This is a genomic window from Pseudoalteromonas sp. ATL1 (assembly GCF_058933015.1).
On sequence record NZ_JBZYXL010000001.1, the window covers coordinates 2101192 to 2124408 of the forward strand.

Consider the following 23217-nt stretch of genomic DNA (forward strand, 5'->3'; position numbering starts at 1 on the left):
TATTATGTGCGAATTGCTGGGCATGTCTGCAAATGTCCCAACAGATATTTGTTTTAGTTTTTCAGGGCTGTTGGAACGCGGTGGTAACACAGGTCCCCATAAAGACGGTTGGGGGATCACCTTTTATGAGGGGAAAGGCTGTCGTACGTTCAAAGATCCAGAGCCAAGCTGCCAATCAGAAATTGCCAAACTGGTAAAAGCCTATCCAATTAAAAGTGTGTCAGTGATCAGTCATATTCGCCAAGGCAATAGAGGGCGAGTGTGTTTAGAGAATACGCATCCGTTTACCCGAGAGTTATGGGGCAGGGAGATCACCTACGCACATAATGGTCAACTGTCTAATTACAGTGACTTAAAGCCTGAGTTCTATCGGCCGGTAGGCAATACCGACAGTGAATTAGCATTTTGTTGGTTGCTCGACAAGATCAGACAAAAATACCCCAAACGGCCTTCTAATATGGCGTCTGTGTTTCGCTATGCGGCGAAGCTTGCCGATACGTTGCGTGAAAAAGGGGTGTTCAATATGCTGTTAACAGATGGCGTGTTTGTGCTTGCTTATTGCACCAACAACTTGCATTGGATCACGCGTCGTGCACCTTTTGGTAAAGCAACACTGATTGATGCGGACATGGTGGTTGATTTTCAAAAAGAAACGACGCCGAACGACGTTGTTACGGTTATCGCTACGCGACCGCTCACTAATGACGAGCAATGGCAGAAAATGGCAGCAGGAGAGTTTGTGTTGTTTAAAATGGGCGAGAAAATTTAATCAGATGATTAAGTGGGTAGCAAATGCATTTGCTACCCACCTGTTTTGTTACATTGGTTTGTGCTTTTCATACTTTGTGAGCTGAACTTGAAACTGCTCTATGCCTTCTTTACCCTTGTACATTTTCACCACGATATAGTCGTAATCCGGTGCAAGCCACACCATTACTTGGCGTTTGTCGTCATCATAAAGACGCTTGATACGAACGGTTTCGACATTGCCAATCGGTAAGGTGATGGTTTCTTTGCCATCTACTTCAAAGTCGTAGGTTCTTTGCCCACCTTTTTTATCAATGATTGGATAGCTGAATTTTTGTTTGCCAGCTTTTAATTCATTTCTAAGTTGTAATTGATAGGTGAGCAAATCTTGCTGTTCCTCAATCCACTTAACATCTAACGGGTACTTTTCTTGGTTGGAAATGACAGCTTGGTTTTTACGATCAAAGGTAATTTTATAATCTCGATCAGGCCCAGTTCCTTTGCGTACCATGCTGTATTCAAGTGGGATTGGTGTATCTTCGTGCATATTGAACTTGGAGGTTTCCTCGCGTTCATCCGAGAAAATCATCCATTCAATATCGCTTTTGTATTTTAATTGATAGGTGTTTTGGTCAAGTTGCTTAAGCTCGCGATGAGCTGAGCCTTGCACTGAACCTTTACGAGACACTTGATACTCTGCATTATATGGAACAAGGGGGTTAGCAAAAACAGAGCAAGAGAAAATAGCGCTCAAGCCAATCAGCCAAGCGCTTAATTTTTTATTGTGGGTAGTTCGCGCCTTGAACTGGAAGGGGTTGGTCATCAAAAACGGCATAATCTGCTTCCATTGTTAGTCTTTGTTCGCTGAACCATTGGACCACCAAAGGATAGATAATATGCTCTTGTTCATGTACCCGCTGCGCCAGTGTGTCTGCAGTATCGTCCGCTAAGATAGGCACCTTAGCTTGTAATACCACCGGACCACCGTCTAGCTCTTCCGTTACAAAGTGTACGCTCGCACCGTGACAGTCATCTTTTGCATCTATCGCTCTTTGGTGGGTGTTCAGCCCTTGGTACTTAGGCAACAAAGAAGGATGAATGTTCAACATTTTTCCTTTAAATTTTTGCACTAAGCTAGGAGTTAGAATACGCATAAATCCAGCTAACACAACCAAATCTGGATCAAAAGAATCGATTAAAGACGCTAATTCAACGTCATAATCTTCACGAGTTGCGAACGTTTTATGGCTTAACACTTGTGTTTTTATCCCTGCATTTTCTGCACGCGTTAAGCCATATGCGTTGGCTTTGTTACTAATAACCGCCACTACCTCGCCATTTATTTGATTACTCTGGCAAGCATCAATAATTGCTTGCAGGTTAGACCCACTACCAGAGATCAATACAACTAAGCGAGTATTAGACATTAGGCTTTTCCACCTAAGATCTCGACTTGTTCTTCACCTGCATTGGCAGTTTGAATTTCGCCTATGTGCCAAGCGTTTTCACCTTGTGCAGTTAAGATCTCAAGGCTTTGCGTCAGTTTATCTGCTGGAACCACAAGAATCATACCAACGCCACAGTTGAATGTGCGGTACATTTCATGCGTGCTGATGTTACCGTTCTCTTGCAACCAGTTGAAAATCGCAGGCCATTCCCAGCTATCACCTTTTACAACGGCTTTTGCAGACTCAGGCAATACGCGAGGGATGTTTTCCCAAAAACCACCGCCTGTGATGTGAGATAGCGCATGCACATCCACATCTTTAAGCAGTTCAAGAATCGATTTAACATAAATGCGCGTTGGCTCTAATAGGTGCTCACCGAGCGTTTTGCCTTCAAATTCAGCATTTGTGTCAGCGCCTGATACTTCAAGTACCTTACGGATCAGTGAGTAACCGTTTGAGTGTGGGCCACTAGAAGCTAATGCGATAAGTTGGTCACCAGACGCGACTTTTGTGCCGTCGATGATTTTTGACTTTTCAACGACACCAGTACAAAAACCAGCCATATCGTAATCATCGCCTTCGTACATGCCAGGCATTTCAGCAGTTTCACCGCCGATAAGGGCACAACCCGATAACTCACAGCCTTTACCGATACCGGTTACAACATCCGTGGCAACATCAACGTCTAATTTACCTGTTGCATAATAGTCCAAGAAAAATAGGGGTTCAGCGCCTTGGACAATTAGGTCATTTACACACATAGCAACAAGGTCGATACCTACCGTGTCGTGTTTTTTCAAATCAATAGCAAGGCGAAGCTTAGTGCCCACGCCATCAGTGCCAGCAACTAATACAGGCTCTTTGTAACCAGTTGGAAGTTCGCATAGTGCACCAAAACCACCAATTCCGCCCATGACTTCTGGACGGCGAGTTTTTTTCACTACGCCTTTAATGCGTTCTACCAATGCGTTACCCGCATCAATATCTACGCCTGCGTCTTTGTAGCTAAGAGACTGTTTTTGTTCGCTCACAGGTTTTCCTCAAAATTGCTATTTATGGGTTGCTTAGAAACGCGCGTATTTTACAACAATTGCCAATTTGGGGCTAGCTGAAATATGACAAATTCAGTGAAGGAGTGATATGAGGTAAAGTGCGAAAGGGCCAATAGAGGGCCTTTTCGCGTTGTGTTTTACTAAGCTTGAGCGGTCAAAATTGCACGCAATGGTGCAGGATAACCCTCAATTGTTTTGCTCGGGTCATTTGGATCTAAGAAATCAGCTAATGACTCAGTTTCCATCCATTGCGTACGGCGCTGCTCGTCGAGCGATGTGATATCTTTATTAACGACTTTGATGTTTTTGAAGCCAACACGTTCTAGCCATAAAGAGAGTGCGTCGGTGCTTGGAATAAACCACACGTTACGCATTTTTGCATAGCGATCAGTGGGCACCAGAACCGTATTTACATCACCTTCGATGACTAAGGTTTCTAACACAAGTTCACCACCTGTGCGCAACTGGGCTTTGAGCTGTGCCAAGAAATCAATCGGAGAGCGACGATGATAAAGTACACCCATTGAAAATACCGTATCGAATGCTTTTAGTTGTGGTAGCTGCTCAACGCCTAGCGGCAGCAGATGAACATTAGGATCAGGGTTAAAATGTTTTATAGCCTGAAACTGAGATAAGAATAGATCGGAGGGATCAATCCCCACCACGAAGTTAGCGCCAGCGCCGCGCATACGCCAAAGGTGGTAACCCGAGCCACAGCCAATGTCTAATACAGTTCGCCCGTGTAAGTCACTGATATGTGGTAAAAGTCGGTCCCACTTCCAATCGCTACGCCATTCGGTATCAATATGAATACCATGAATATTAAATGGCCCTTTGCGCCAAGGCATCATGCGCTTAAGTAAATGCGACAGCTGTTTGATATGGCCTTCAGATAGCTCTTCAGCAAGACCAAACTCAACTTTGTCCTTTATGTTGATATGCTCAGTAGTTGATTCTGGCAAGTTTTTAAGTACTTTTTCCCATTTCGGCCAATCACCGTGCTGCGCTTCATTTTGCCAGTGTGTTAATTGTGCAGGCAGCGTATCAAGCCAATGACTAAGAGGGCTTTTCGCAATCGCTGCGTAAAAATCGCTAAACCAAGAGTGCATTTTTGCTCCGTTATTTAATTGCTACCATTGAGCAAAAGTTAAAACACTGATACCAAACTTGGGTCTGCTTAAACCCAATCTTTTCTAACCTAGCCATGTGCGTGCTTAACCTATCCGGTCTCATCACATTTTCAATCGCTGTACGCTTTTGGCTTATCTCTAACTCAGAGTAGCCATTGTGGCGTTTAAAATCATGGTGCAGGTCAATGAGCAAATTGTCTTGCTGATCGGTTTCGCCTTTTACTTTTTCACTCAATAGTAAAACGCCGCCCGGTTTTAGGCCCTTGTAAATGCTCGTTAGTACCGCTTCACGCTGCTCTTTAGGAATAAATTGCAAGGTGAAATTCATTGCCACAACGCTGGCATTTTCAATGTCTAACTCGGTAATGTCACCCAATTGCACATCGACAGGTACATCTGACTTAAAGCCACCTAAATGCATTTTGCAGCGTTCAACCATGGCTTTCGAATTATCAACAGCGATGATTTCGCAACTTTCTTTTGCGATATTACGGCGCATGCTGAGCGTTACGGCGCCCAAAGAGCAGCCCAAATCATACAAATTTGAATTACTTTGTGCGTATTGTCCCGCCAGCTTACCCATGGTGCTGACGATGGTTGCGTAGCCCGGAACAGAGCGTTGGATCATATCAGGAAATACTTCAACGACGTTGGCATCAAAGCTGAAGTCTTTTACTTGTTGCTCAGTGGCATAAATACTGTCTTTGCCAGTCACAATTTTGTCTCTCTTGCCAAATAATCATGCTATTTTAACATTTTATGCTGGATAGTCAGTGATAAATTGAGTAGCTTGGCTACTATTAATAAAAAGAAGTAAGCAAAGAGACAAATAATGACGAAAAATAAAGTGGTTAGTACCGAAGACATACTTTCAACATTATGTCGTTCAGTGACTGAAGTACTCTCATCAGCAAGTGGAAATCAAATTGCGTATTCAGCAATGGTACAAAAGATCACCCGTACTTGTATGCGTCCAGATATTGGGTGTTTTGTGCTATTTGATGGCGGTTTTACAGGGTTGGTGGTAACTAATTTTACCGCGCAAGCGGCAATGGAAATATATCAAGATTACATGCGCAATATGGGCATGCCTGAAGAAGAAATTGCAAACAGCCATTTATCGGACGACGTATCCAATGTAATGGGTGAGTTGATGAACCAAATTGTGGGCGATTTTACAAGTAAAGTACGTGAACAACTGCACACATCAATTACGCAAAACCAGCCAAAAATGATGGCGATTAATAAACAGGTTCAGATATCAGTTGATACCACGATGGACAGACCTCAGGCTCGTCGCGTTACCTTTACCACGCAAAATCAGAACATTTTCTATCTTGAGCTTGCTATGGATAAAACCGAGTTTATTAAGCTGCATGATTTTGACATTGCTGAGTCGGTTGACCCTGACACCATCATTGCAAGCCAAGCATCAAAAGATGCTAAAAAGGATGAGAAAAAAGCGCAAGAAAATGCCGACGACATGGCTGATGACGACTTTATGTCGGAGTTGGGTCTATAACCTCACATTGATACATGGACGTACTAAAGCAAGTTTTAGCACTGAGCACATTCACAGGGCTTAATCACATAAGTCGAGTTGTTATGACTTTGCTGCTCGCAAAGTTTATGGGTGCCGAGCATTTCGGTACCTTTGCAGCTTTACTCGCTCTGTGCGAAGTCCTTTTATTACCTGCCAGTATGGGTTTTTCTTCATCGTTAATGCGCTTAGCGCATCCGCTTTATAAAGATCAGCAACATGCCATGTTGCAAGGCCTCAAACGCGTCTATCTTTCAGTCGCTTTAGTTTTTGGTATTATTTTCGCTGCCTTTGTGGTGCTAGGTTACGCTTATTTTTCTCCTCATCAACTGACCAAGGAGCATTTGGAATACTTACTTCTAATTGTACCTTTGGGGGCACTGATGCAGTGTCAGGCCGCATTTTTACTGGCGCTTGATAAAAAACGCAGAGGTTTGCTTACACAGCAATGTTTATTTGAAATATTGACCGCTTTAACGTGTGCTTATTTGTATTGGCAGCAAGGGCAGTTGCATTTGGCAACGGTATGCCAATCTCTGGTGATTAGCGTAGGAACAGTGGTCGTATTGCAGTTTTTCTTGATATTACCTTTACTACAAAAACAAAAACCCGCATATCATACTAAGCATTGGTGCAAGTCATCACTCACCTTGTTAGCTAGTGGTGCAGGGGCTGCGTTAGTTGCTAAGTTAGATGTATTGTTAGTTCATCACTGGTTAGGACCTAAGGCCGTAAGCGTGTTTTATCCTGCTGTTGTGATTGCGGGATTGATGGCCATTTTGTCGAATGCTTTCGCGATATTGCTAAAGCCAATGTTACTGTCAGAGCGATTAGATGAGCACAAAGTCAGTCAATTAATGCGCTTGTTTTGGTTATGTAACTTAGTTTTTGTGTTACTACTCATGCTAATTGCATATCCGTTATTGGCTTTATATAAAGAGCCAGAACTCGGCTCAGGCCACACCCTGCTGATGATCTTGTTGCTGTCACAACTCGTGACACCCTTAAGAATGTGCACGACCAATGTTATCAAGCTAATTGGTGAGCCGCTTTATAACTTGTGGGTCCTGATAATCGCTACGTCTATCACGGTCTTGTTAGCCTGGTTGTTACAATCGCAATTTGGCCTTATTGGATTAGTGATTGCCTTTAGCTTGGGTTTTGTGCTCGGTGCTGGCGTAAGGGCTTGTTTGGTATATCGTAAAGGTTATCTGAGCGTGTATTGCTTATTTGGTTTGACGCCAGCCTCAGTAAAAGCTCAAATCTAACTCTTGTAATACCAAAAATAAACGCAACTCTAACTCCAATTGGTGATAATCAGGTTCCATATGACAACACAGCTGATAAAACGCTTTGTTGTGATCTTTTTCTTTGAAATGGGCAAGTTCATGCACAACCAGTACTTTCAATAGTGCTTCAGGCGCCTGCTTTAGTTGGGATGCAATGGCAATTTCATGCTTGGCTTTTAGTTTTCCGCCGTGCTGGTGGCTTTTAAAAGTATGCGTACCTAGTGCATTTTTCACTAAGTCTTGTTGTTTTTTGTACTTAACACTGCTCAGTTTTGGCGCATTTTTCAGATAACGCTGTTTTAGCTGATTGGTAAATTCATATAGGGCTTTTTCGTTTTGTAATTGGTGGCCGTGAGGATACTTACGCTCGAAGTATGATTTAATTTGCCCTGAGGAAATCAGTTGTTCAACTTGTGATTGGATGGTGCTTGGATAGTGAGCAAAATAACGTGTGAAATCCAATGTGGTTACCTCTGGTACAAATAATGTCGAGCAGTATAATGCATTAATAAACAAACACGAGTAATTTCAAGGAGAGCCGATGTATCAGGCGAGTTGTTTATGTGGTCAAGTTGAGCTACAAATTACCGGTAAAATTAGCGATATAATCCACTGCCACTGTTCATTGTGTCGTAAGTCTACCGGTACTGCCTATGCGACTAATGGATTTGTAAATACGCATGAATTGAACGTGGTAAAAGGGGCTGAACACGTGAAGTCTTTTGAATTCAAGCCTGGCCGAAAGCGCCATTTTTGTGCGCACTGCGCTTCACCTTTGTTTAGCTCTAATGACGATTTACCAAATAAATTAAGATTACGATTAGGCATATTAGACTCGGATATCGTTGAGCGACCTATGTCTCACAACTTTGTTACCAGTAAGGCGAATTGGGAAGACCTCGATGCAAGTTTACCTCACTACGAAGAATTTGAGCCTAGCCGAGCTATCAAAACTGTTATCCGCAGCTGAGGTTAAATAACCTATTGAAAAATGTGTTTATCGTGTTAAAAGTGGAGCAAGAGACGCTCTTACTCCACGATCAAATGGCTTTATAACGCCGCACAACAATCTGAAGCGCGTGAGTTACCTCCACTTTCGCCAACACGTTGTATCTGGCAATCTTCTGAAAAACAACACACATGATCTCCAGATATTCCACCAGCAATTTTGCGAGTGGCATTATTAGGTAATGTTTGTTTGTCTTCTGACAGAGTTTTTAACTTTTTCTTGTTTATTTTTAGCATCTTTATTTCCTTTTGGTTTAAGACAACTCCATTGTGCGTATTTCTAATCATCGAAAAAGCTGTAATTTTTGACACTAGTTTAAAAAGACAAAGCGAAAGCTCAAAGAAAGCTATTTTGCAGAGGTTGCTGGTCAGCGGGAAACAAGCCAAGCCTGATGTCTTCTCTGTTTAAGTCGCTCACAAACTGCTGTGCCAGAAGAGGGGCGTCATAATTATCCGCGGTATGGAAAAACACATAGGGTGTTTTCCCTTCATCCAACCAGTGATTTATCTTGTTGAGCCAAGGGTGGTAAAAGGCGCGATTGGCTTCTAAGTCTGAACAACCAACATAACGTATCAATGGCGAGTTACTTGTTGCTATCACATGTAACGGCACTCTCGGCTTTTTTTGTTGAGCATCGATGATTGCAGGGGTGTTTGCAGGTTCGCTGAACAAAGGTCGTGTGTCCATCATGATGCGGTTGTAACCATTTGCCATTAAAAATTGGTTAAAATGTCGTTCGTTATCCGACTTGTCGAAAAACCCTAAATGACGAACTTCTATGCCTAGTGTCAGCTCTTTAGGCAGTAGTGAACAAAAATCGATGATTTTAGGCAAATGTTCTGGACCGCATGCTTTAGGCAGCTGTAACATCACCATGCCCAGTTTGTCGAAAATAGGTTCAAATAGCTGCAACCAGTGGCTTATGCCTTGCTGACAGTTTTGCAGCGCCATTTCATGGGAAAAGCGCTTAGGAATTTTAAAGGTAAAACGAAAGTGCTCAGGTACGTCATCTCGCCACTTTTCAATGGTGTTAGGTTTGGGATCAGCGTAAAAGCTGGTGTTGCCCTCAACAGAGTTGAATATTTGCCCATATTCTTGGAGCATTTTATTGCTTTGGCAGTGAGTCGTAAAAAAGCGTCCTTTCCAGTGCGCTGAACTCCACTGTGGGCAGCCAAGGTATAACATAATTGAGCTTGTTTTGCTTAAATGATGACGCCAGTGTAATAAAGTTCACGAAATTTAGAAACAAAACGGGATCAAGGATGACATCAAGTCGGGTATTTTTATATAATCGCCGATAATTTTTCATATTAATGCCAGTTACCGCTTGGTGTAACTGAGAGACAGGAAGACTATGCGCTCAATATATTGCGGAAACTTAAACAAAAGCCACGTTGAACAAGAAGTAGAACTATGCGGTTGGATCAACAAGCGCCGTGATTTAGGTGGCCTAATTTTCATCGATTTGCGTGACCGTGAAGGTTTAGTGCAAGTTGTATTTGATCCTGAAGTTGAAGGATTGATGGATGTAGCAAATACATTGCGTCAAGAATTCTGTGTTCAGGTTAAAGGGGTCGTTCGAGCTCGCCCTGAGAGCCAAGTGAATAAAGATATGGCCACCGGTGAAGTGGAAATCTTAGGCACCGGTTTGACTATCATCAACCGTGCAGAGCCTTTACCACTGGATTTCAACCAGCAAAACTCAGAAGAGCGCCGTCTTAAGTATCGCTACTTAGACTTACGTCGTTTAGAAATGAGCGATCGTATTAAGTTACGCGCAAAAGCAAGTAGCTTTGTGCGTCGATTCTTAGACAAAAACGATTTCTTAGACATCGAAACACCAGTACTGACAAAAGCAACGCCAGAAGGTGCACGTGATTACTTAGTACCAAGCCGCGTTCATAAAGGTAGTTTCTACGCATTGCCTCAGTCTCCGCAGCTATTTAAACAGTTGCTAATGATGTCAGGTTTTGACCGCTACTACCAAATCGTAAAATGTTTCCGTGATGAAGATTTACGTGCTGATCGCCAGCCAGAATTTACCCAAATCGATTTGGAAACGTCATTCATGACGTCTGATCAAGTGCGTGCAATTACGGAGCAAATGATCCGTGAAATGTGGCAAGAGCTACTCAACGTAGACTTGGGTCAATTCCCTGTAATGCCATACAGCGAAGCGATGCGCCGTTTTGGTTCTGACAAGCCAGATTTACGTAACCCTATGGAATTAGTCGATGTTGCTGACCTAGTTAAAGACGTTGAATTTAAAGTTTTATCAGCGCCAGCAAACGACGAAAAAGGTCGTGTAGCAGTGCTAACGGTTCCTGGTGGTGCGCAGCTTTCTCGTAAGCAAATTGACGAATACACTAAGTTTGTCGGTATTTACGGTGCGAAAGGTCTGGCGTGGATGAAGGTTAATGACCGTGATGCAGGCGTTGAAGGCGTTCAATCTCCAATCGCTAAGTTCTTAAACGAAGCTGTGATCACTGCGCTGCTTGAGCGTACCAATGCGCAAACCGGCGACATCATTCTATTCGGTGCCGATAAGCGTAATGTTGTAAATGAAGCGCTGGGTGCACTTCGTCTAAAAGTAGGTTTAGATCTTGAATTGACTGATTTAAACAAGTGGGCCCCACTTTGGGTTGTTGACTTCCCAATGTTTGAAGAAGACGATGAAGGTACATTGCACGCGGTTCACCACCCATTCACTGCACCAAAAGATATCAATGCTGCCGAGTTAGAAGCAAATCCAGCAGGTGCTATCTCAGATGCTTATGACATGGTGCTAAATGGCTATGAAGTGGGCGGTGGTTCTGTACGTATCCACAATAACGAAATGCAACAAGCGGCATTCAGAATTTTGGGAATTGATGAGCAAGAGCAACAAGACAAGTTCGGTTTCTTACTTGACGCGTTGAAATACGGTACACCACCGCATGCAGGTCTTGCGTTTGGTTTAGACCGTTTAGTGATGTTGCTTTGCGGTACTGATAACATTCGTGACGTTATCGCATTCCCGAAAACTACGCAGGCGTCATGTTTGATGACCAATGCGCCAAGTGTTGCAAATCCAGATGCGCTTAAAGAGCTTGCGATTAGTGTTGAGCAAGCACAGCTAGAAAGCGAGTAAGTGAATAAAGCTATTTAAGAAGGCGACTTAGGTCGCCTTTTTTGTGTGTTTAAAAAGAGAAATTAGGCAAAGTCACTCAATTAATAAGGAAGTCGCTTGTGTACATAGGTGAAGTAGGCAAAAAAACAGGATTGTCGGTGAAGGCGATTAGGCTCTATGAAGAAAAAGGGTTAATTAAGCCACCTGCACGTCATGGTAGATATCGCGTTTACTCAAAATCAGATGTAGAGGTGCTCACCCTCATAAAAGAAGCAAAATCACTAGGTGTGACACTATCTAGGCTACAAGGAGTGATTGTGTATCAAGACCAAGGTATTGATTGGAATAGAGTTTATTCATTTTTAGAAGCGCTAAAAAGCGAGTAACAAGCAAAAATCGCAATTTTGACTAATAACGTTGAGAAAATTGAGCGTTGCATGAGTGAGATACAATCATGCCCGAAAAGTGCTTGACTCTGCCCCTAAGGGAAGACCGTAAGCTTTCATTGTTATTAATAGAGGAAGATAGCAATGAAACACATACTACTTTTAAACGGTAACCCTAAAGTATCGAGCTTTTGTGCAGTGCTGACAGATACCTACCACATTGCAGCAAAAGAGGGCGCGGAAGTTTGGCGTTTTGATTTACATGATATGGAATTTAATCAAAACCTTGAATATGGATATGATGAAACGCAAGTTCTTGAGCCGTGCTTAGTTGAGTTCCAAAAGGCACTATTATGGGCTGAGCATATCGTGATTGTTTTGCCTATTTGGTGGGGAGGGTTACCAGCAAAGCTTAAAGGGTTGTTTGACCGTACACTGTTACCCGATTTTGCGTTCAAATATGAAAAAGAGAACCCTTACCCGCAGCAACTTCTGACTGGAAAATCGTCAAGGTTAATTATTACCATGGATGCCCCTAAAGAGTATATGCAAAGTCAAACAGAGCCTGTCTTAGCGCAATTGGATGTTTACACTCTCCAATTTTGTGGTGTTAAAAAGGCCAATGTAGCGATGTTTGGTTCTGTCGTTTCTGAGACAGCATTAGTCAAACAGCGGTGGGTTGATGAAGTTAAAAGTTTGGGAGCATGTCATGATTGAGGATAGCAATTAGCACAAAGGTATCTCTGTTACTGTTGGCTTCTAATATAGTTTAAATGTTTTGATGGCTCGACCTATCAGTAAGTCATCAAAACATTGTGTGCTAGAGATTGGTCATGAGTATGAAGAAAAGAGCAAACCAAATTTGGGTGGAGTCATGAAAAAATTAAGAGAGCTGCGAGGACTTGGCGTAAAATCAGAACAAATGCTTGTAGAAGCAGGGGTGAGTACCGTTACTGAATTAATAGAGCTAGGTGCGATAGGTGCTTTTCAAAAAGTAAAGCAACACACAGGGTCAACGCCTAGTCTGAATTTACTTTATGCTTTAGTGGGGGCCATTGAAGATAAAAGCTGGCAGCTTGTCGCCAAAACACAAAAAGAACAGCTCATTATGGCATTGGACGGTTTAGACGAGCTAGATAAGCTGTTTGAGGGAAATAGAGAAGGGTTTGAGCAACCTTGAAAGAACGAATTATTACAGCATAGTGTCGGGCTGATACCAAGATGCACATAAACAATATAACTGGTAATTCATACAGTATTTTGGCATTATGCTAAAAAACCAATAAATGAGTGATTATATTGGCGATTATTTTAGGTATAGATCCTGGTTCTCGTTTTACTGGCTATGGGGTGATAGAACACCAAGGCAGTAAATTTAGGTATTTGGGGAGTGGCTGTATCAAGTTGGGGGAGCATGACTTCCCAATACGGTTAAAAATGATTTATCAAGGTGTGAGCCAACTCATCGAACAGTTTAATCCGACCAGCTTTGCCATAGAACAAGTCTTTATGGCGCATAATCCCGATTCCGCATTGAAACTTGGACAAGCAAGAGGTGCTGCGATAGTTGCTTCCACGATGCAAGATGTGCCTGTTCATGAATACTCAGCGCGACAGGTCAAGCAAGCGGTTGTTGGGACAGGCGGCGCACAAAAAGCGCAAGTGCAAGAAATGGTAAAACGTATTTTAAAGTTACCTGGTACCCCTCAAGCTGATGCGGCAGACGCACTGGCCATCGCAATCTGTCATGCTCACTCAGAACAAAATTTAATTCGTTTAGCGGGTAGCGCAACGAAAACCGTACGACGCAGATTAAGGTAGAAAACGCATGATCGGAAGATTAAGTGGTACGCTATTAGAAAAACAACCGCCAGAAATACTACTAGACGTATCTGGCATTGGCTATGAAGTGCAAATGCCGATGACGTGTTTTTATGAATTGCCAAATGTAGGTGAGCAGACCGCAATATACACGCACTTTGTTGTACGCGAAGACGCACAATTGTTGTTTGGTTTTAATCATAAAAAAGAGCGAGCTTTGTTTCGTGAGTTGATTAAAGCGAACGGTGTTGGTCCTAAACTTGGCTTAGCTATTTTATCGGGCATGTCGGCAGAGCAATTCATCTCTTGTGTAAACAATGAAGATGCAACCACCTTGGTTAAGATCCCGGGTGTAGGCAAGAAAACGGCAGAACGTCTTGTGCTTGAAATGAAAGATAGGCTGAAAGACTTTGGTCACGATCTACTAACCCCGTTTAGCGATGCAACAGTGCTTGAGCCAATGCAAAACCCAACGGTAGCAGACACCCCCGCAGATGATGCGGTTGCCGCTTTGCTCGCATTAGGCTATAAACTAGCTCAAGCACAAAAAGCGGTGAAAAATGTGTCACAGCCTGATATGAGTACAGAGGCACTGATTAAAGAAGCCCTAAAATCGATGATGTAACCTTATGATTGAAGCCGATAGATTAATAGAACCAGAAGTACAAGGTAACGAGGATGTTGTCGATAGGGCAATAAGGCCAAAGTTACTGAGCGATTATACGGGTCAGCCACATGTTAAAAAACAAATGGAGATTTTCATTGAGGCTGCACGCTCTCGTGAAGAAGCGCTTGATCATTTGTTGATATTTGGACCGCCAGGTCTTGGTAAAACCACGTTGGCGAATATAGTTGCCAACGAACTTGAAGTGAATATTAAAACGACTTCAGGCCCGGTATTAGAAAAGGCGGGTGATTTAGCTGCGCTCCTGACCAACCTAGAGGAAGGGGACGTACTCTTTATTGATGAAATTCACCGATTAAGTCCACAAGTCGAAGAGATTTTATATCCTGCGATGGAAGATTATCAGCTGGATATTATGATTGGCGAAGGGCCCGCTGCGCGTTCCATAAAATTAGACTTGCCGCCATTTACCTTGATTGGTGCAACGACTCGCGCAGGCTCTTTGACATCGCCATTAAGAGATCGATTTGGCATTGTGCAGCGCTTAGAGTTTTACTCTGTAGCTGATTTATCCAAAATAATCTCTCGTTCAGCTTATTATTTAGATTTAACAATTAGCCCTGAAGGTGCAGATGAAGTGGCAAAGCGCTCTAGAGGAACGCCACGAATTGCTAATAGGTTGCTCAGGCGTGTGCGTGATTTTGCCCAAGTAAAAGGGGATGGTAAAGTATCTGCCGAAATCGCACAACAGGCACTGGATATGGTCGATGTAGACAAATGTGGGTTTGACTACATGGATAGAAAGTACTTGCTCGCCATTATTGAAAAATTCACTGGTGGCCCTGTTGGCTTAGATAACTTGGCGGCAGCCATTGGTGAAGAACGCGAAACGATAGAAGATGTGATAGAACCTTTCTTGATCCAACAAGGGTTTATTCAGCGCACACCAAGAGGGCGGATTGCCTCAAATGCAGCTTACCTGCACTTTAATTTAACACCTCAAGCCCAGTGAAAACTGGGTTTTTTTTAATTAAACCACCCGGAACACCCAACCATTTCCCTCTATTTTCAGTGGGCGTTAAGACTACTGAGGTACACTTGCGGCTAATTTCAGGCAAAAAAAAGCCCGCTAATAAAGCGGGCAAAACAACAAGTTGAAGGAAGTAATCCAGGGAACTGATAAATGCACTTAGGTTTTATCCCAAGCTCATCTATCAAAAGTAATACGACAAATCAGAAATCATATTACCAATAACTGTGCTTTTGCATGATTCATGCTGCTTGCTCAGTACAGGGTGTATATTAAAGAGGTTTGTGATTTCTATCAAACTAGAAAAATTGTTTTTTCAAATTAAAAAAACTAATATCAAGAATGTTTTGATGATTTTAATGTGGTGAAAATTCACACATCATGATTGTATAACACAATGAAAAATATAAACTATTTTGTTTTTGCGTATTTTTGTGACCATTAGTTTATTTGTTGTTAAATGGTCTTACCAATTTGGTTTTGTGAGTTTATTCGGTGTTTTTGCATAAACTGCTAGATTTATGCATTTATTAATAATAAATACGCACCCTTTGGCTGGTGATTAATTATTAAACTAATTCTTTATAACTAGTTTTTCATAGTCATTAAGACTGTTGTTACTTTTTTGCACGCTTTGTCGTCAATTAACCGTAATTCATGGGAATGAGATTGTAAGCACCTGCATGTGTGAGTAAACTAAATGAACCTTTAGAGTCGTTTACAGTCAATTTAGTGAATTACAGACTGACTAGTCGAAACACATCATATTAGGAGTATTAAAAAGTGGAATCGGGACTCAATTTTATTGATCTTATTTTAAAAGCAAGCTTACTAGTTCAGTTAGTGATGCTTACATTAGTTGGGATGTCGATTGCCTCTTGGGCCATAATTTTTCAACGTAAAGGTGCGATTGGACGCGCTGTAAACGAAGCAAAGGACTTTGAGAAAAAGTTTTGGTCAGGTATGGATTTAAGCAAACTGTATAGCGAACTCAATGCGAAAGGCACACCAGCTTCGGGTCTAGAAGCTATGTTTATTGCAGGATTTAAAGAGTTTGCTCGTCATCAAAAACAAAATACTCAATCGACTGGTTTAGTGATAGAGGGTACGCACCGTTCCATGCGCGTTGCATTATCTCGAGAGCTTGAAAAACTGGAATCAGGGCTATCTTTTCTTGCAACAGTGGGCTCAATTAGTCCATATATCGGCTTATTCGGCACGGTTTGGGGTATTATGAACGCTTTTATTGCTTTGGGTGAAGTGAAACAAGCAACTTTACAGATGGTGGCACCAGGTATTGCCGAAGCGCTTATTGCAACTGCAATGGGGCTATTTGCGGCGATCCCAGCGGTAATGGCCTATAACCGTTATGCAAAAAATGTAGAAAAGGCAGAAACACAGTACGTTAACTTTATGGAAGAGTTCTCAAACATTTTACACCGTCAAGTGAGTTCAGTAGAGGGCAAGTAATATGTATGTGCGTAAGAAACGTCGCCCAGTTGCTGAGATAAACGTTGTTCCATATATAGATGTGATGTTGGTATTGCTTATTATTTTTATGGCGACGGCACCACTTATTACCCATGGCGTAAAAGTAGATCTGCCTCAGATGCAAGAGTCTGATTTGGTTGAAACCAAAGATGCGCCGCCAATCATTGCTAGTATTGATGCTCAAGGTCGATACTACGTGAGTGTGGGCACAGATCCTGAGGCACCTATGGATGCCGTGGAAGTGGCTGCGGTTATCAAATTAAAATTACAACAAAATCCAGATACGCCGGTAATGATCAAGGGGTCAGGCAAAGTATCCTATCAAGAAGTTTTGCTGCTCATGGACTTTTTGAAGAATGCCGGTGTGCCTTCCGTTGGCCTAATGACAAAGTCTTTTGAGGAATAACCATGGAGTCGATACAAAGTGGGTTAATCAAATCTTTGCTTTTGCATTTGGCAATCGGTGGTTTTCTTTTCGCTACTGCTACTTTTAAACCGTCAAAACCAACAGTGATGGAAGTGAAGCTGAACGTCCCAGAAAACGAACAAAGTGAAAAAATAGTGTCGGCTATTTCTGTGGATCAGCAAGCGGTAGAGAAAAAAATTGCACAGCTTAAACAGCAAGAAGACGCCAAGAAGCGTGCGGAAGAGAAGCGTATTCGAGATCTTGAGCAGCGCGCTCAACAAGCGCGTAAAGAGCGAGAAGCCGAAGCAAGAAGGATCAAAAAGCTAGAGCAACAACGTAAAGCAAAAGAAGAAGAGAAACGCAAAGCTGAAGCGCAAGCGAAAAAAGCCAGAGAAATAGAGAAAAAAGAGCGTGAGCAAGCGCAAAAAGCGAAAGAAGAAAAGCTAGCGGCAGAAAAAGCAGCCAAAGCGGCGTCTGATAAACGTAAGGCGGAAGAAGATGCGTTACGCAAAGCTGAAGAAGCACGTAAACGCAGAGAAGCTGAAGAAAAGCGTAAAGCTGAAGAGGCTGAACAAGCGAGACAAAAAGCACTTGAAGAAAAAGCGCTTCAGGAACAGTTAGCAAAAGAGCAGGCTGCTCGTAATCGCATCAGACAACAACAAGTGTTGACAGAAGTTGAAAAGTATCAAGCATTGATCACACAACGTATACAGCAAAACTTGTTAACTGATGAGAAAATGCGTGGCAAAGAATGTCGAGTGAATATTCGTTTGGCATTTAACGGTCTTGTAACCAGTGTAACCTCGTTGGGTGGCGATAAGATAGTGTGTGACGCCGCGTTAAGAGCAGTACGCATGGCTGATACGTTACCTGTTTCGAAAGAAAAAGACGTGTTTGAAAAGCTTAAGAATATAAATCTAACAATTAAACCAGAACTATAAAGGATATTCATGTTTAACCGACTAAAAACCTTGTTGATAATAGCCGCGTTTGGCATGCAAGGCGTTGCACATGCGGTGCTTGAGATTGTCATCACAGAAGGTGTTGATAGCGCACGTCCAATCGCCATTGTCCCTTTCCAATATGATGGTGTTGGTCAAGTACCCTCGCAGTTAAGCGATGTGATTGCTGCAGACTTGACGCGTAGTGGTAAATTTAAGCCATTGGCGTTGGCTGATATGCCGCAAATGCCAACCAGTGATGAAGATGTAGACTACAACGCATGGGTTTCTAAAGGCGTTGAAGCAATCGTTGTGGGAAGTGTTCAGCAACAGCCAGGTGGTCGCTACCTTGTAAAGTATGAGCTTATTGACGTTATTCGCGCACAAATTACCGGTGGCGAAACACGTATGATGACTAATGGTCAGCTTATGAAAAGCCAAGATCATATTCAAGAAGCGAGGCAGAGCATCATTACCAGCGATGGTTTTAGACGCTATGCACACCAAATCAGTGATGTTGTCTATGAGGCGTTAACAGGAGAGCGCGGTGCTTTTCGTACTAAAATCGCGTATGTGATTGTACGCGAGGAAGAAGAAAAGCCATATCAACTTGTGGTAGCTGACTACGATGGTTATAACGAGCAAGTATTGTTGCGTTCTAAAGAACCATTAATGTCACCAGCATGGTCACCTGATGGTAATAAGCTCGCTTATGTCACGTTTGAAAATCGTCAATCACAGATTATTTTGCAAGATCTGTACACCGGGAAACGAGAAATCTTGACGAGTTTTCCAGGCATTAATGGTGCGCCACAATTTTCGCCGGATGGTACGCAATTATTGATTGTGCTATCCAAAGATGCAGGTGGTGCAACAGAAGTCTACCTACTGGACCTTAAAACCAAACAAACAAGGCGTTTAACTAAGCACCGTAGCATAGATACTGAGCCATCTTGGCATCCAAATGGCAAAGAAATTGTGTATACGTCTGAAAGGGGTGGTAATGCCCAGATATATAAGTTAAATTTACAAACTGGTAGGTCAAAACGAATTACCTTTGACGGCGATATGAACTTAGCGGGTTCAATCACACCGGATGGGCAACAACTGGTGATGGTAAATAGAACATTAGGCAAATATCATATTGCTAAAAAAGAATTAGGATCGGGGTTGTTTCAAGTGTTAACTAGGACTCGTTTAGATGAGTCTCCAAGTATTGCACCAAATGGCTCAATGATTATTTATAGTACGTTACACAATAATAAGCAGGTATTAGCTTTAGTGTCTATGGACGGTCGTTTTAAAGCACGACTTCCAGTATCAAATGGACAGGTTAAGGCACCGGCTTGGTCGCCGTTTTTATAACAATTTTGCTGGTTTGAAATTTACAAATAGGAATATACTCGATGCAACTTAACAAAACTCTAAAAGCGCTATTGGTAGCTTTACCAGTAATGACGCTAGCTGCATGTAGCTCATCATCAAGTGTTGATGAAGGTGCTGCTAATGAAAGCAACCAAGCTGCAACTGACGCAAACAATCAAGTAGATGTAAACACTATTTCGCGTGAAAAATCAGCAGAAGAAAAGCTACGTGAGAAATATGAAGCACTACGCCAAGAGCAAATTGTTTACTTTGATTTTGATAAGTCGACAATCCAAAGCCAATATGCTGAGCTTCTACAAGCACACGCAGATTTCTTGGTTAAAAACTCTAGCGTAAAAGTATTGATTGAAGGTCATGCCGATGAGCGCGGTACACCTGAGTACAATATCGCATTGGGTGAGAGCCGTGGTATCGCTGTTTCTAAGTATCTTCAAAGCTTAGGCGTATCAGCAAGCCAAATTTCTGTTGTGAGCTATGGTGAAGAAAAGCCGATGATTAAGTCTCGCACTGAAGAAGCGTTTGCTAAAAACCGTCGAGCGGTGCTTGTATACTAATAAAGTAAAGAGAGATTATGAAGCCGAATACTATTTTGGCAGCTCTACTGTTACTGAGCGGGAGCACCCATGTTTGGGCTGCTCCCGCTCCTGTTTCTGAAGCTGCAAATACCTCCGCAGGTACATTAGAAGAACGTATTGCGCAATTAGAGCGTATGATGAAAACGCGTAACTTGTTGCAAATTGAGTTGCAGCAACAGCTTAACTTACTACAAGATGAAGTGAGCCAAGTTCGTGGTGTAACTGAAGAACAAAGCTATAAACTTGAAAAAGTATTGCAACGCCAGCGTGAGCTGTATCAAGAAATTGAAAATCGTGTATCCAAGGTTTACGAGCAAAACAACACATCTGTTGCTGCAACCAGTGCAATCGATACGTCACAAGCTGTGAGCGATGATTTATCTGAGAATGAAGCGTACGATAGAGCTGTTGCCTTGATCATGCAGGATAAGCGTTATGATGCGGCGATCCCAGAATTCCAAAACTTTCTAACATCGTTCCCGCAATCGGTTTATATTCCAAATGCACATTACTGGCTTGGTCAATTGTTGACGATAAAGAACGACGATGTAAATGCGCTTGAACACTTTAAACTGGTGGTAGAGAAGTTTCCAGAATCAAACAAGCGTCCAGATGCAATGCTCAAGTTAGGCACTTTGTATGAAAAGCTCGAAAAGTTAGATTTAGCAAAACAAATTTTGAATACTTTAATAGCGGAGTACCCAAGTACAACTGCTGCTAAATTAGCAACAGAGCGCTTGGCGAAGATATAAATAGCATGAATTTGTGTCACAATGGTTTAAAATTAGACGCTTAGACACAAAAACTGAAAAAAACTACGTATTTCAGTTGCACTCATTTTTTAAATAAGTATTATAAGCGCCCGCAGCAGGCGATTGGTTCAAATCAAACTGCTGCACTAAGTGGGTCATTAGCTCAGTTGGTAGAGCAGTGGACTTTTAATCCATTGGTCGATGGTTCAAGTCCATCATGACCCACCACTTAATTTGTAAATGTTATCCTAGCGGGTCATTAGCTCAGTTGGTAGAGCAGTGGACTTTTAATCCATTGGTCGATGGTTCAAGTCCATCATGACCCACCATTTACAAAAACGTTTTATATCGAGCGGGTCATTAGCTCAGTTGGTAGAGCAGTGGACTTTTAATCCATTGGTCGATGGTTCAAGTCCATCATGACCCACCACTTCAATGAGTTTCGATATTACAGAGCGGGTCATTAGCTCAGTTGGTAGAGCAGTGGACTTTTAATCCATTGGTCGATGGTTCAAGTCCATCATGACCCACCACTATTAACGTTTTTAGGATAACCCGAGCGGGTCATTAGCTCAGTTGGTAGAGCAGTGGACTTTTAATCCATTGGTCGATGGTTCAAGTCCATCATGACCCACCATTTACAAATTTTATTGATATCGAGCGGGTCATTAGCTCAGTTGGTAGAGCAGTGGACTTTTAATCCATTGGTCGATGGTTCAAGTCCATCATGACCCACCATTCAATACTTTATCGATATTCCCGAGCGGGTCATTAGCTCAGTTGGTAGAGCAGTGGACTTTTAATCCATTGGTCGATGGTTCAAGTCCATCATGACCCACCATTCATTCTTTTATCGATACTCCAGAGCGAGTCATTAGCTCATTTGGGTGAGCAACAACCGAAACAAAGTTTCGCAGTGTTGAGAACGCGAGTCAGGACGACGAGCCGGTCCCAAGCTTCAGGACGAATTAAATGGCACTTTTACTCAGAGCGGGTCATTAGCTCAGTTGGTAGAGCAGTGGACTTTTAATCCATTGGTCGATGGTTCAAGTCCATCATGACCCACCATTCATATTTTGCCTTCATATATTCTTAATTATTTCTTCTTATAACCGTCACTCACTAGGATTATTGCGCGTATTTACGTATAATTCGCCGCAATTATGCAATGTGACTATAGTGGTCGAGAAATGAGTTTAGCTGAACAAATCATGCCTGAGGATTACATTTTTCCTCCTAAGCCAGCGCCTTTAAATGATGCAGAAAAATCAGAGTACAAAGCGCGTATAAAATCGTTGTTGAAAGAAAAAAACGCGGTTTTAGTGGCACATTATTATACTGACCCTGAAATTCAGGCTTTGGCTGAAGAAACAGGCGGCTGTGTTGCCGATTCATTAGAAATGGCGCGTTTTGGCGCAAAACATGATGCCGATATCATCGTTGTGGCTGGTGTTCGTTTCATGGGCGAAACGGCAAAAATCTTAACGCCGAATAAAACGGTTGTTATGCCCACTTTGGCAGCAACGTGCTCTCTTGACGTGGGTTGTCCAATTGATGAGTTTTCAGCCTTTTGTGATCAACACCCAGACAGAAAAGTGGTGGTGTATGCCAACACCTCAACGGCTGTAAAAGCACGAGCTGATTGGATTGTGACGTCGTCTTGTGCGCTTGAAATTGTTGAGCATTTAGACGAGCAAGGCGAGAAGATCATTTGGGGCCCTGATAAGCACTTAGGTTCTTACATTCAAAAGAAAACCGGTGCTGATATGATCATGTGGAATGGCGCATGTATCGTTCACGATGAGTTTAAAACCAAAGCATTAAAAGACATGAAAGGGCTTCACCCTGATGCCGCAGTGCTGGTTCACCCAGAATCGCCAGCGGAGATCGTTGATCTTGCTGATGCAGTGGGTTCCACCAGCCAACTGATCAAAGCAGCGCAAACAATGGACAACAAAAAGTTTATTGTAGCGACCGACAGAGGCATTTTTTACAAAATGCAGCAGTTGTGCCCAGAGAAAGAGTTCTTTGAAGCGCCAACGGCGGGTGAAGGTGCGACGTGTAAGAGTTGTGCGCATTGTCCTTGGATGGCTATGAATGGCTTAAAGGCTATCGAAGAAGCATTGCTTGATGCGACAGGAAAAGAAGTGTTTGTAGACATGGAATTACGTGAAGGTGCACTTCGCTCATTAAACCGTATGTTGGATTTTTCGGCAAATTTACAAAGATAATGTTCGATAGTTGAGCAACTAAGCGCTCAACTGGAAAAACAGCTTGCTAAAGTGTGTTGCTTTTCATAGTATTAGCCCCGCACTTTAGGTGCTTGCGGAGAGGTGGCTGAGTGGCTGAAGGCGCACGACTGGAACTCGTGTATAGGCTAACCCCTATCGAGGGTTCGAATCCCTCCCTCTCCGCCATGTATTCTTTGCTTGCTGAGCAATCAAAAAAAGCGCTAAATAAGCGCTTTTTTTGTGTCTGAA

26 protein-coding genes and 9 tRNA genes are annotated in these 23217 nt (G+C 42.5%); 27 read left to right on the top strand and 8 right to left on the bottom strand.

The window, feature by feature from the left end; genetic code table 11:
* Nucleotides 1-4 precede the first annotated feature (4 nt).
* Entirely contained in the window at nucleotides 5-769 is a 765-nt protein-coding gene (locus AC5FX4_RS09435) for a class II glutamine amidotransferase (protein WP_493606165.1), read from the top strand.
* 48 nt (nucleotides 770-817) lie between these two features.
* On the opposite strand, the gene AC5FX4_RS09440 is transcribed toward AC5FX4_RS09435, so the two are convergent.
* From AC5FX4_RS09440 to cmoA, 5 genes are all read right to left on the bottom strand, one after another.
* Nucleotides 818-1570, bottom strand: coding sequence for a DUF3108 domain-containing protein (locus AC5FX4_RS09440; RefSeq protein WP_493606166.1), 753 nt, complete (start codon nucleotides 1568-1570; stop codon nucleotides 818-820).
* Nucleotides 1527-2174, bottom strand: coding sequence for a phosphoribosylglycinamide formyltransferase (purN, locus tag AC5FX4_RS09445; RefSeq protein WP_493606167.1), 648 nt, complete (start codon nucleotides 2172-2174; stop codon nucleotides 1527-1529). The genes AC5FX4_RS09440 and purN overlap by 44 nt, the downstream gene beginning before the upstream one ends.
* Entirely contained in the window at nucleotides 2174-3226 is a 1053-nt protein-coding gene (purM, locus tag AC5FX4_RS09450; protein WP_493606168.1) for a phosphoribosylformylglycinamidine cyclo-ligase, read from the bottom strand. Before purM ends, purN begins: the two co-directional genes overlap by 1 nt.
* A gap of 161 nt (nucleotides 3227-3387) precedes the next feature.
* Entirely contained in the window at nucleotides 3388-4356 is a 969-nt protein-coding gene (gene cmoB, locus AC5FX4_RS09455) for a tRNA 5-methoxyuridine(34)/uridine 5-oxyacetic acid(34) synthase CmoB (RefSeq protein ID WP_493606169.1), read from the bottom strand.
* A 10-nt stretch (nucleotides 4357-4366) separates the two neighbouring features.
* A complete protein-coding gene (gene cmoA, locus AC5FX4_RS09460) occupies nucleotides 4367-5092 on the bottom strand; it encodes a carboxy-S-adenosyl-L-methionine synthase CmoA (protein ID WP_493606170.1) in 726 nt (241 codons plus the stop codon).
* Between the two features lie 117 nt (nucleotides 5093-5209).
* On the opposite strand from cmoA, the gene AC5FX4_RS09465 reads away from it, so the two are divergent.
* Together AC5FX4_RS09465 and AC5FX4_RS09470 are read left to right on the top strand one after the other, a co-directional pair.
* Nucleotides 5210-5899 (top strand): DUF3334 family protein, encoded by a 690-nt coding sequence (locus AC5FX4_RS09465; protein WP_493606171.1) that lies wholly within the window; start codon nucleotides 5210-5212, stop codon nucleotides 5897-5899.
* Between the two features lie 14 nt (nucleotides 5900-5913).
* Entirely contained in the window at nucleotides 5914-7185 is a 1272-nt protein-coding gene (locus AC5FX4_RS09470; protein WP_493606172.1) for a lipopolysaccharide biosynthesis protein, read from the top strand.
* Here AC5FX4_RS09470 and AC5FX4_RS09475 read toward each other — a convergent pair.
* Nucleotides 7165-7668: a M48 metallopeptidase family protein gene (locus tag AC5FX4_RS09475; RefSeq protein ID WP_493606173.1), complete on the bottom strand. Its 504-nt coding sequence runs from the start codon at nucleotides 7666-7668 to the stop codon at nucleotides 7165-7167. The two genes, AC5FX4_RS09470 and AC5FX4_RS09475, sit on opposite strands and share 21 nt — an antisense overlap.
* Before the next feature lie 79 nt (nucleotides 7669-7747).
* Here AC5FX4_RS09475 and AC5FX4_RS09480 point away from each other — a divergent pair, with 79 nt between their 5' ends.
* On the top strand, nucleotides 7748-8176 hold the full coding sequence (locus tag AC5FX4_RS09480; protein WP_493606174.1) for a GFA family protein: 429 nt from the start codon (nucleotides 7748-7750) through the stop codon (nucleotides 8174-8176).
* A gap of 80 nt (nucleotides 8177-8256) precedes the next feature.
* Here the strand turns inward: AC5FX4_RS09480 and AC5FX4_RS09485 are convergent, their stop codons facing one another.
* Nucleotides 8257-8451, bottom strand: coding sequence for a hypothetical protein (locus tag AC5FX4_RS09485; protein WP_493606175.1), 195 nt, complete (start codon nucleotides 8449-8451; stop codon nucleotides 8257-8259).
* Between the two features lie 100 nt (nucleotides 8452-8551).
* Nucleotides 8552-9400 carry a DUF72 domain-containing protein gene (locus AC5FX4_RS09490; RefSeq protein ID WP_493606176.1) on the bottom strand — a complete coding sequence of 283 codons (849 nt, stop codon included), beginning with the start codon at nucleotides 9398-9400 and terminating at the stop codon, nucleotides 8552-8554.
* A gap of 169 nt (nucleotides 9401-9569) precedes the next feature.
* On the opposite strand from AC5FX4_RS09490, the gene aspS reads away from it, so the two are divergent.
* From aspS to AC5FX4_RS09605, 23 genes are all read left to right on the top strand, one after another.
* Nucleotides 9570-11345: an aspartate--tRNA ligase gene (gene aspS, locus AC5FX4_RS09495; protein WP_493606177.1), complete on the top strand. Its 1776-nt coding sequence runs from the start codon at nucleotides 9570-9572 to the stop codon at nucleotides 11343-11345.
* A 98-nt stretch (nucleotides 11346-11443) separates the two neighbouring features.
* Nucleotides 11444-11710, top strand: a complete 267-nt coding sequence (locus tag AC5FX4_RS09500; RefSeq protein WP_493606178.1) for a MerR family transcriptional regulator — start codon at nucleotides 11444-11446, stop codon at nucleotides 11708-11710.
* A gap of 144 nt (nucleotides 11711-11854) precedes the next feature.
* Nucleotides 11855-12427 carry an NAD(P)H-dependent oxidoreductase gene (locus tag AC5FX4_RS09505; RefSeq protein WP_493606179.1) on the top strand — a complete coding sequence of 191 codons (573 nt, stop codon included), beginning with the start codon at nucleotides 11855-11857 and terminating at the stop codon, nucleotides 12425-12427.
* Between the two features lie 157 nt (nucleotides 12428-12584).
* Entirely contained in the window at nucleotides 12585-12890 is a 306-nt protein-coding gene (locus AC5FX4_RS09510; RefSeq protein WP_493606180.1) for a TfoX/Sxy family protein, read from the top strand.
* 119 nt (nucleotides 12891-13009) lie between these two features.
* Nucleotides 13010-13531: a crossover junction endodeoxyribonuclease RuvC gene (gene ruvC, locus AC5FX4_RS09515; RefSeq protein ID WP_493606181.1), complete on the top strand. Its 522-nt coding sequence runs from the start codon at nucleotides 13010-13012 to the stop codon at nucleotides 13529-13531.
* Nucleotides 13532-13538: 7 nt separating this feature from the next.
* A complete protein-coding gene (ruvA, locus tag AC5FX4_RS09520; protein WP_493606182.1) occupies nucleotides 13539-14156 on the top strand; it encodes a Holliday junction branch migration protein RuvA in 618 nt (205 codons plus the stop codon).
* 4 nt (nucleotides 14157-14160) lie between these two features.
* Entirely contained in the window at nucleotides 14161-15168 is a 1008-nt protein-coding gene (gene ruvB / locus AC5FX4_RS09525; protein ID WP_493606183.1) for a Holliday junction branch migration DNA helicase RuvB, read from the top strand.
* A gap of 801 nt (nucleotides 15169-15969) precedes the next feature.
* The gene (gene tolQ, locus AC5FX4_RS09530) at nucleotides 15970-16656 is read left to right on the top strand and encodes a protein TolQ (RefSeq protein ID WP_493606184.1); all 687 of its coding nucleotides are present in this window, start codon (nucleotides 15970-15972) and stop codon (nucleotides 16654-16656) included.
* A gap of 1 nt (nucleotide 16657) precedes the next feature.
* A complete protein-coding gene (tolR, locus tag AC5FX4_RS09535) occupies nucleotides 16658-17083 on the top strand; it encodes a protein TolR (protein ID WP_476292881.1) in 426 nt (141 codons plus the stop codon).
* A gap of 11 nt (nucleotides 17084-17094) precedes the next feature.
* Nucleotides 17095-18024 (top strand): cell envelope integrity protein TolA, encoded by a 930-nt coding sequence (gene tolA / locus AC5FX4_RS09540; protein WP_493607799.1) that lies wholly within the window; start codon nucleotides 17095-17097, stop codon nucleotides 18022-18024.
* Between the two features lie 9 nt (nucleotides 18025-18033).
* Entirely contained in the window at nucleotides 18034-19389 is a 1356-nt protein-coding gene (tolB, locus tag AC5FX4_RS09545) for a Tol-Pal system beta propeller repeat protein TolB (protein ID WP_493606185.1), read from the top strand.
* Between the two features lie 41 nt (nucleotides 19390-19430).
* On the top strand, nucleotides 19431-19964 hold the full coding sequence (gene pal, locus AC5FX4_RS09550) for a peptidoglycan-associated lipoprotein Pal (RefSeq protein ID WP_493606186.1): 534 nt from the start codon (nucleotides 19431-19433) through the stop codon (nucleotides 19962-19964).
* 17 nt (nucleotides 19965-19981) lie between these two features.
* Complete coding sequence (ybgF, locus tag AC5FX4_RS09555) at nucleotides 19982-20737, top strand: tol-pal system protein YbgF (protein WP_493606187.1); 756 nt, start codon at nucleotides 19982-19984, stop codon at nucleotides 20735-20737.
* Between the two features lie 152 nt (nucleotides 20738-20889).
* Nucleotides 20890-20965: transfer RNA gene (locus tag AC5FX4_RS09560), tRNA-Lys, on the top strand.
* Nucleotides 20966-20990: 25 nt separating this feature from the next.
* Nucleotides 20991-21066: transfer RNA gene (locus AC5FX4_RS09565), tRNA-Lys, on the top strand.
* A 25-nt stretch (nucleotides 21067-21091) separates the two neighbouring features.
* Nucleotides 21092-21167, top strand: a tRNA-Lys gene (locus AC5FX4_RS09570).
* A gap of 27 nt (nucleotides 21168-21194) precedes the next feature.
* A tRNA-Lys gene (locus AC5FX4_RS09575) sits at nucleotides 21195-21270 on the top strand.
* A gap of 28 nt (nucleotides 21271-21298) precedes the next feature.
* Nucleotides 21299-21374: transfer RNA gene (locus AC5FX4_RS09580), tRNA-Lys, on the top strand.
* A 25-nt stretch (nucleotides 21375-21399) separates the two neighbouring features.
* Nucleotides 21400-21475: transfer RNA gene (locus AC5FX4_RS09585), tRNA-Lys, on the top strand.
* 27 nt (nucleotides 21476-21502) lie between these two features.
* Nucleotides 21503-21578 (top strand) — tRNA-Lys (locus AC5FX4_RS09590).
* A 151-nt stretch (nucleotides 21579-21729) separates the two neighbouring features.
* Nucleotides 21730-21805, top strand: a tRNA-Lys gene (locus AC5FX4_RS09595).
* A gap of 122 nt (nucleotides 21806-21927) precedes the next feature.
* Nucleotides 21928-22968 (top strand): quinolinate synthase NadA, encoded by a 1041-nt coding sequence (gene nadA / locus AC5FX4_RS09600; protein ID WP_493607800.1) that lies wholly within the window; start codon nucleotides 21928-21930, stop codon nucleotides 22966-22968.
* A gap of 96 nt (nucleotides 22969-23064) precedes the next feature.
* Nucleotides 23065-23154: transfer RNA gene (locus AC5FX4_RS09605), tRNA-Ser, on the top strand.
* Nucleotides 23155-23217: the final 63 nt, after the last annotated feature.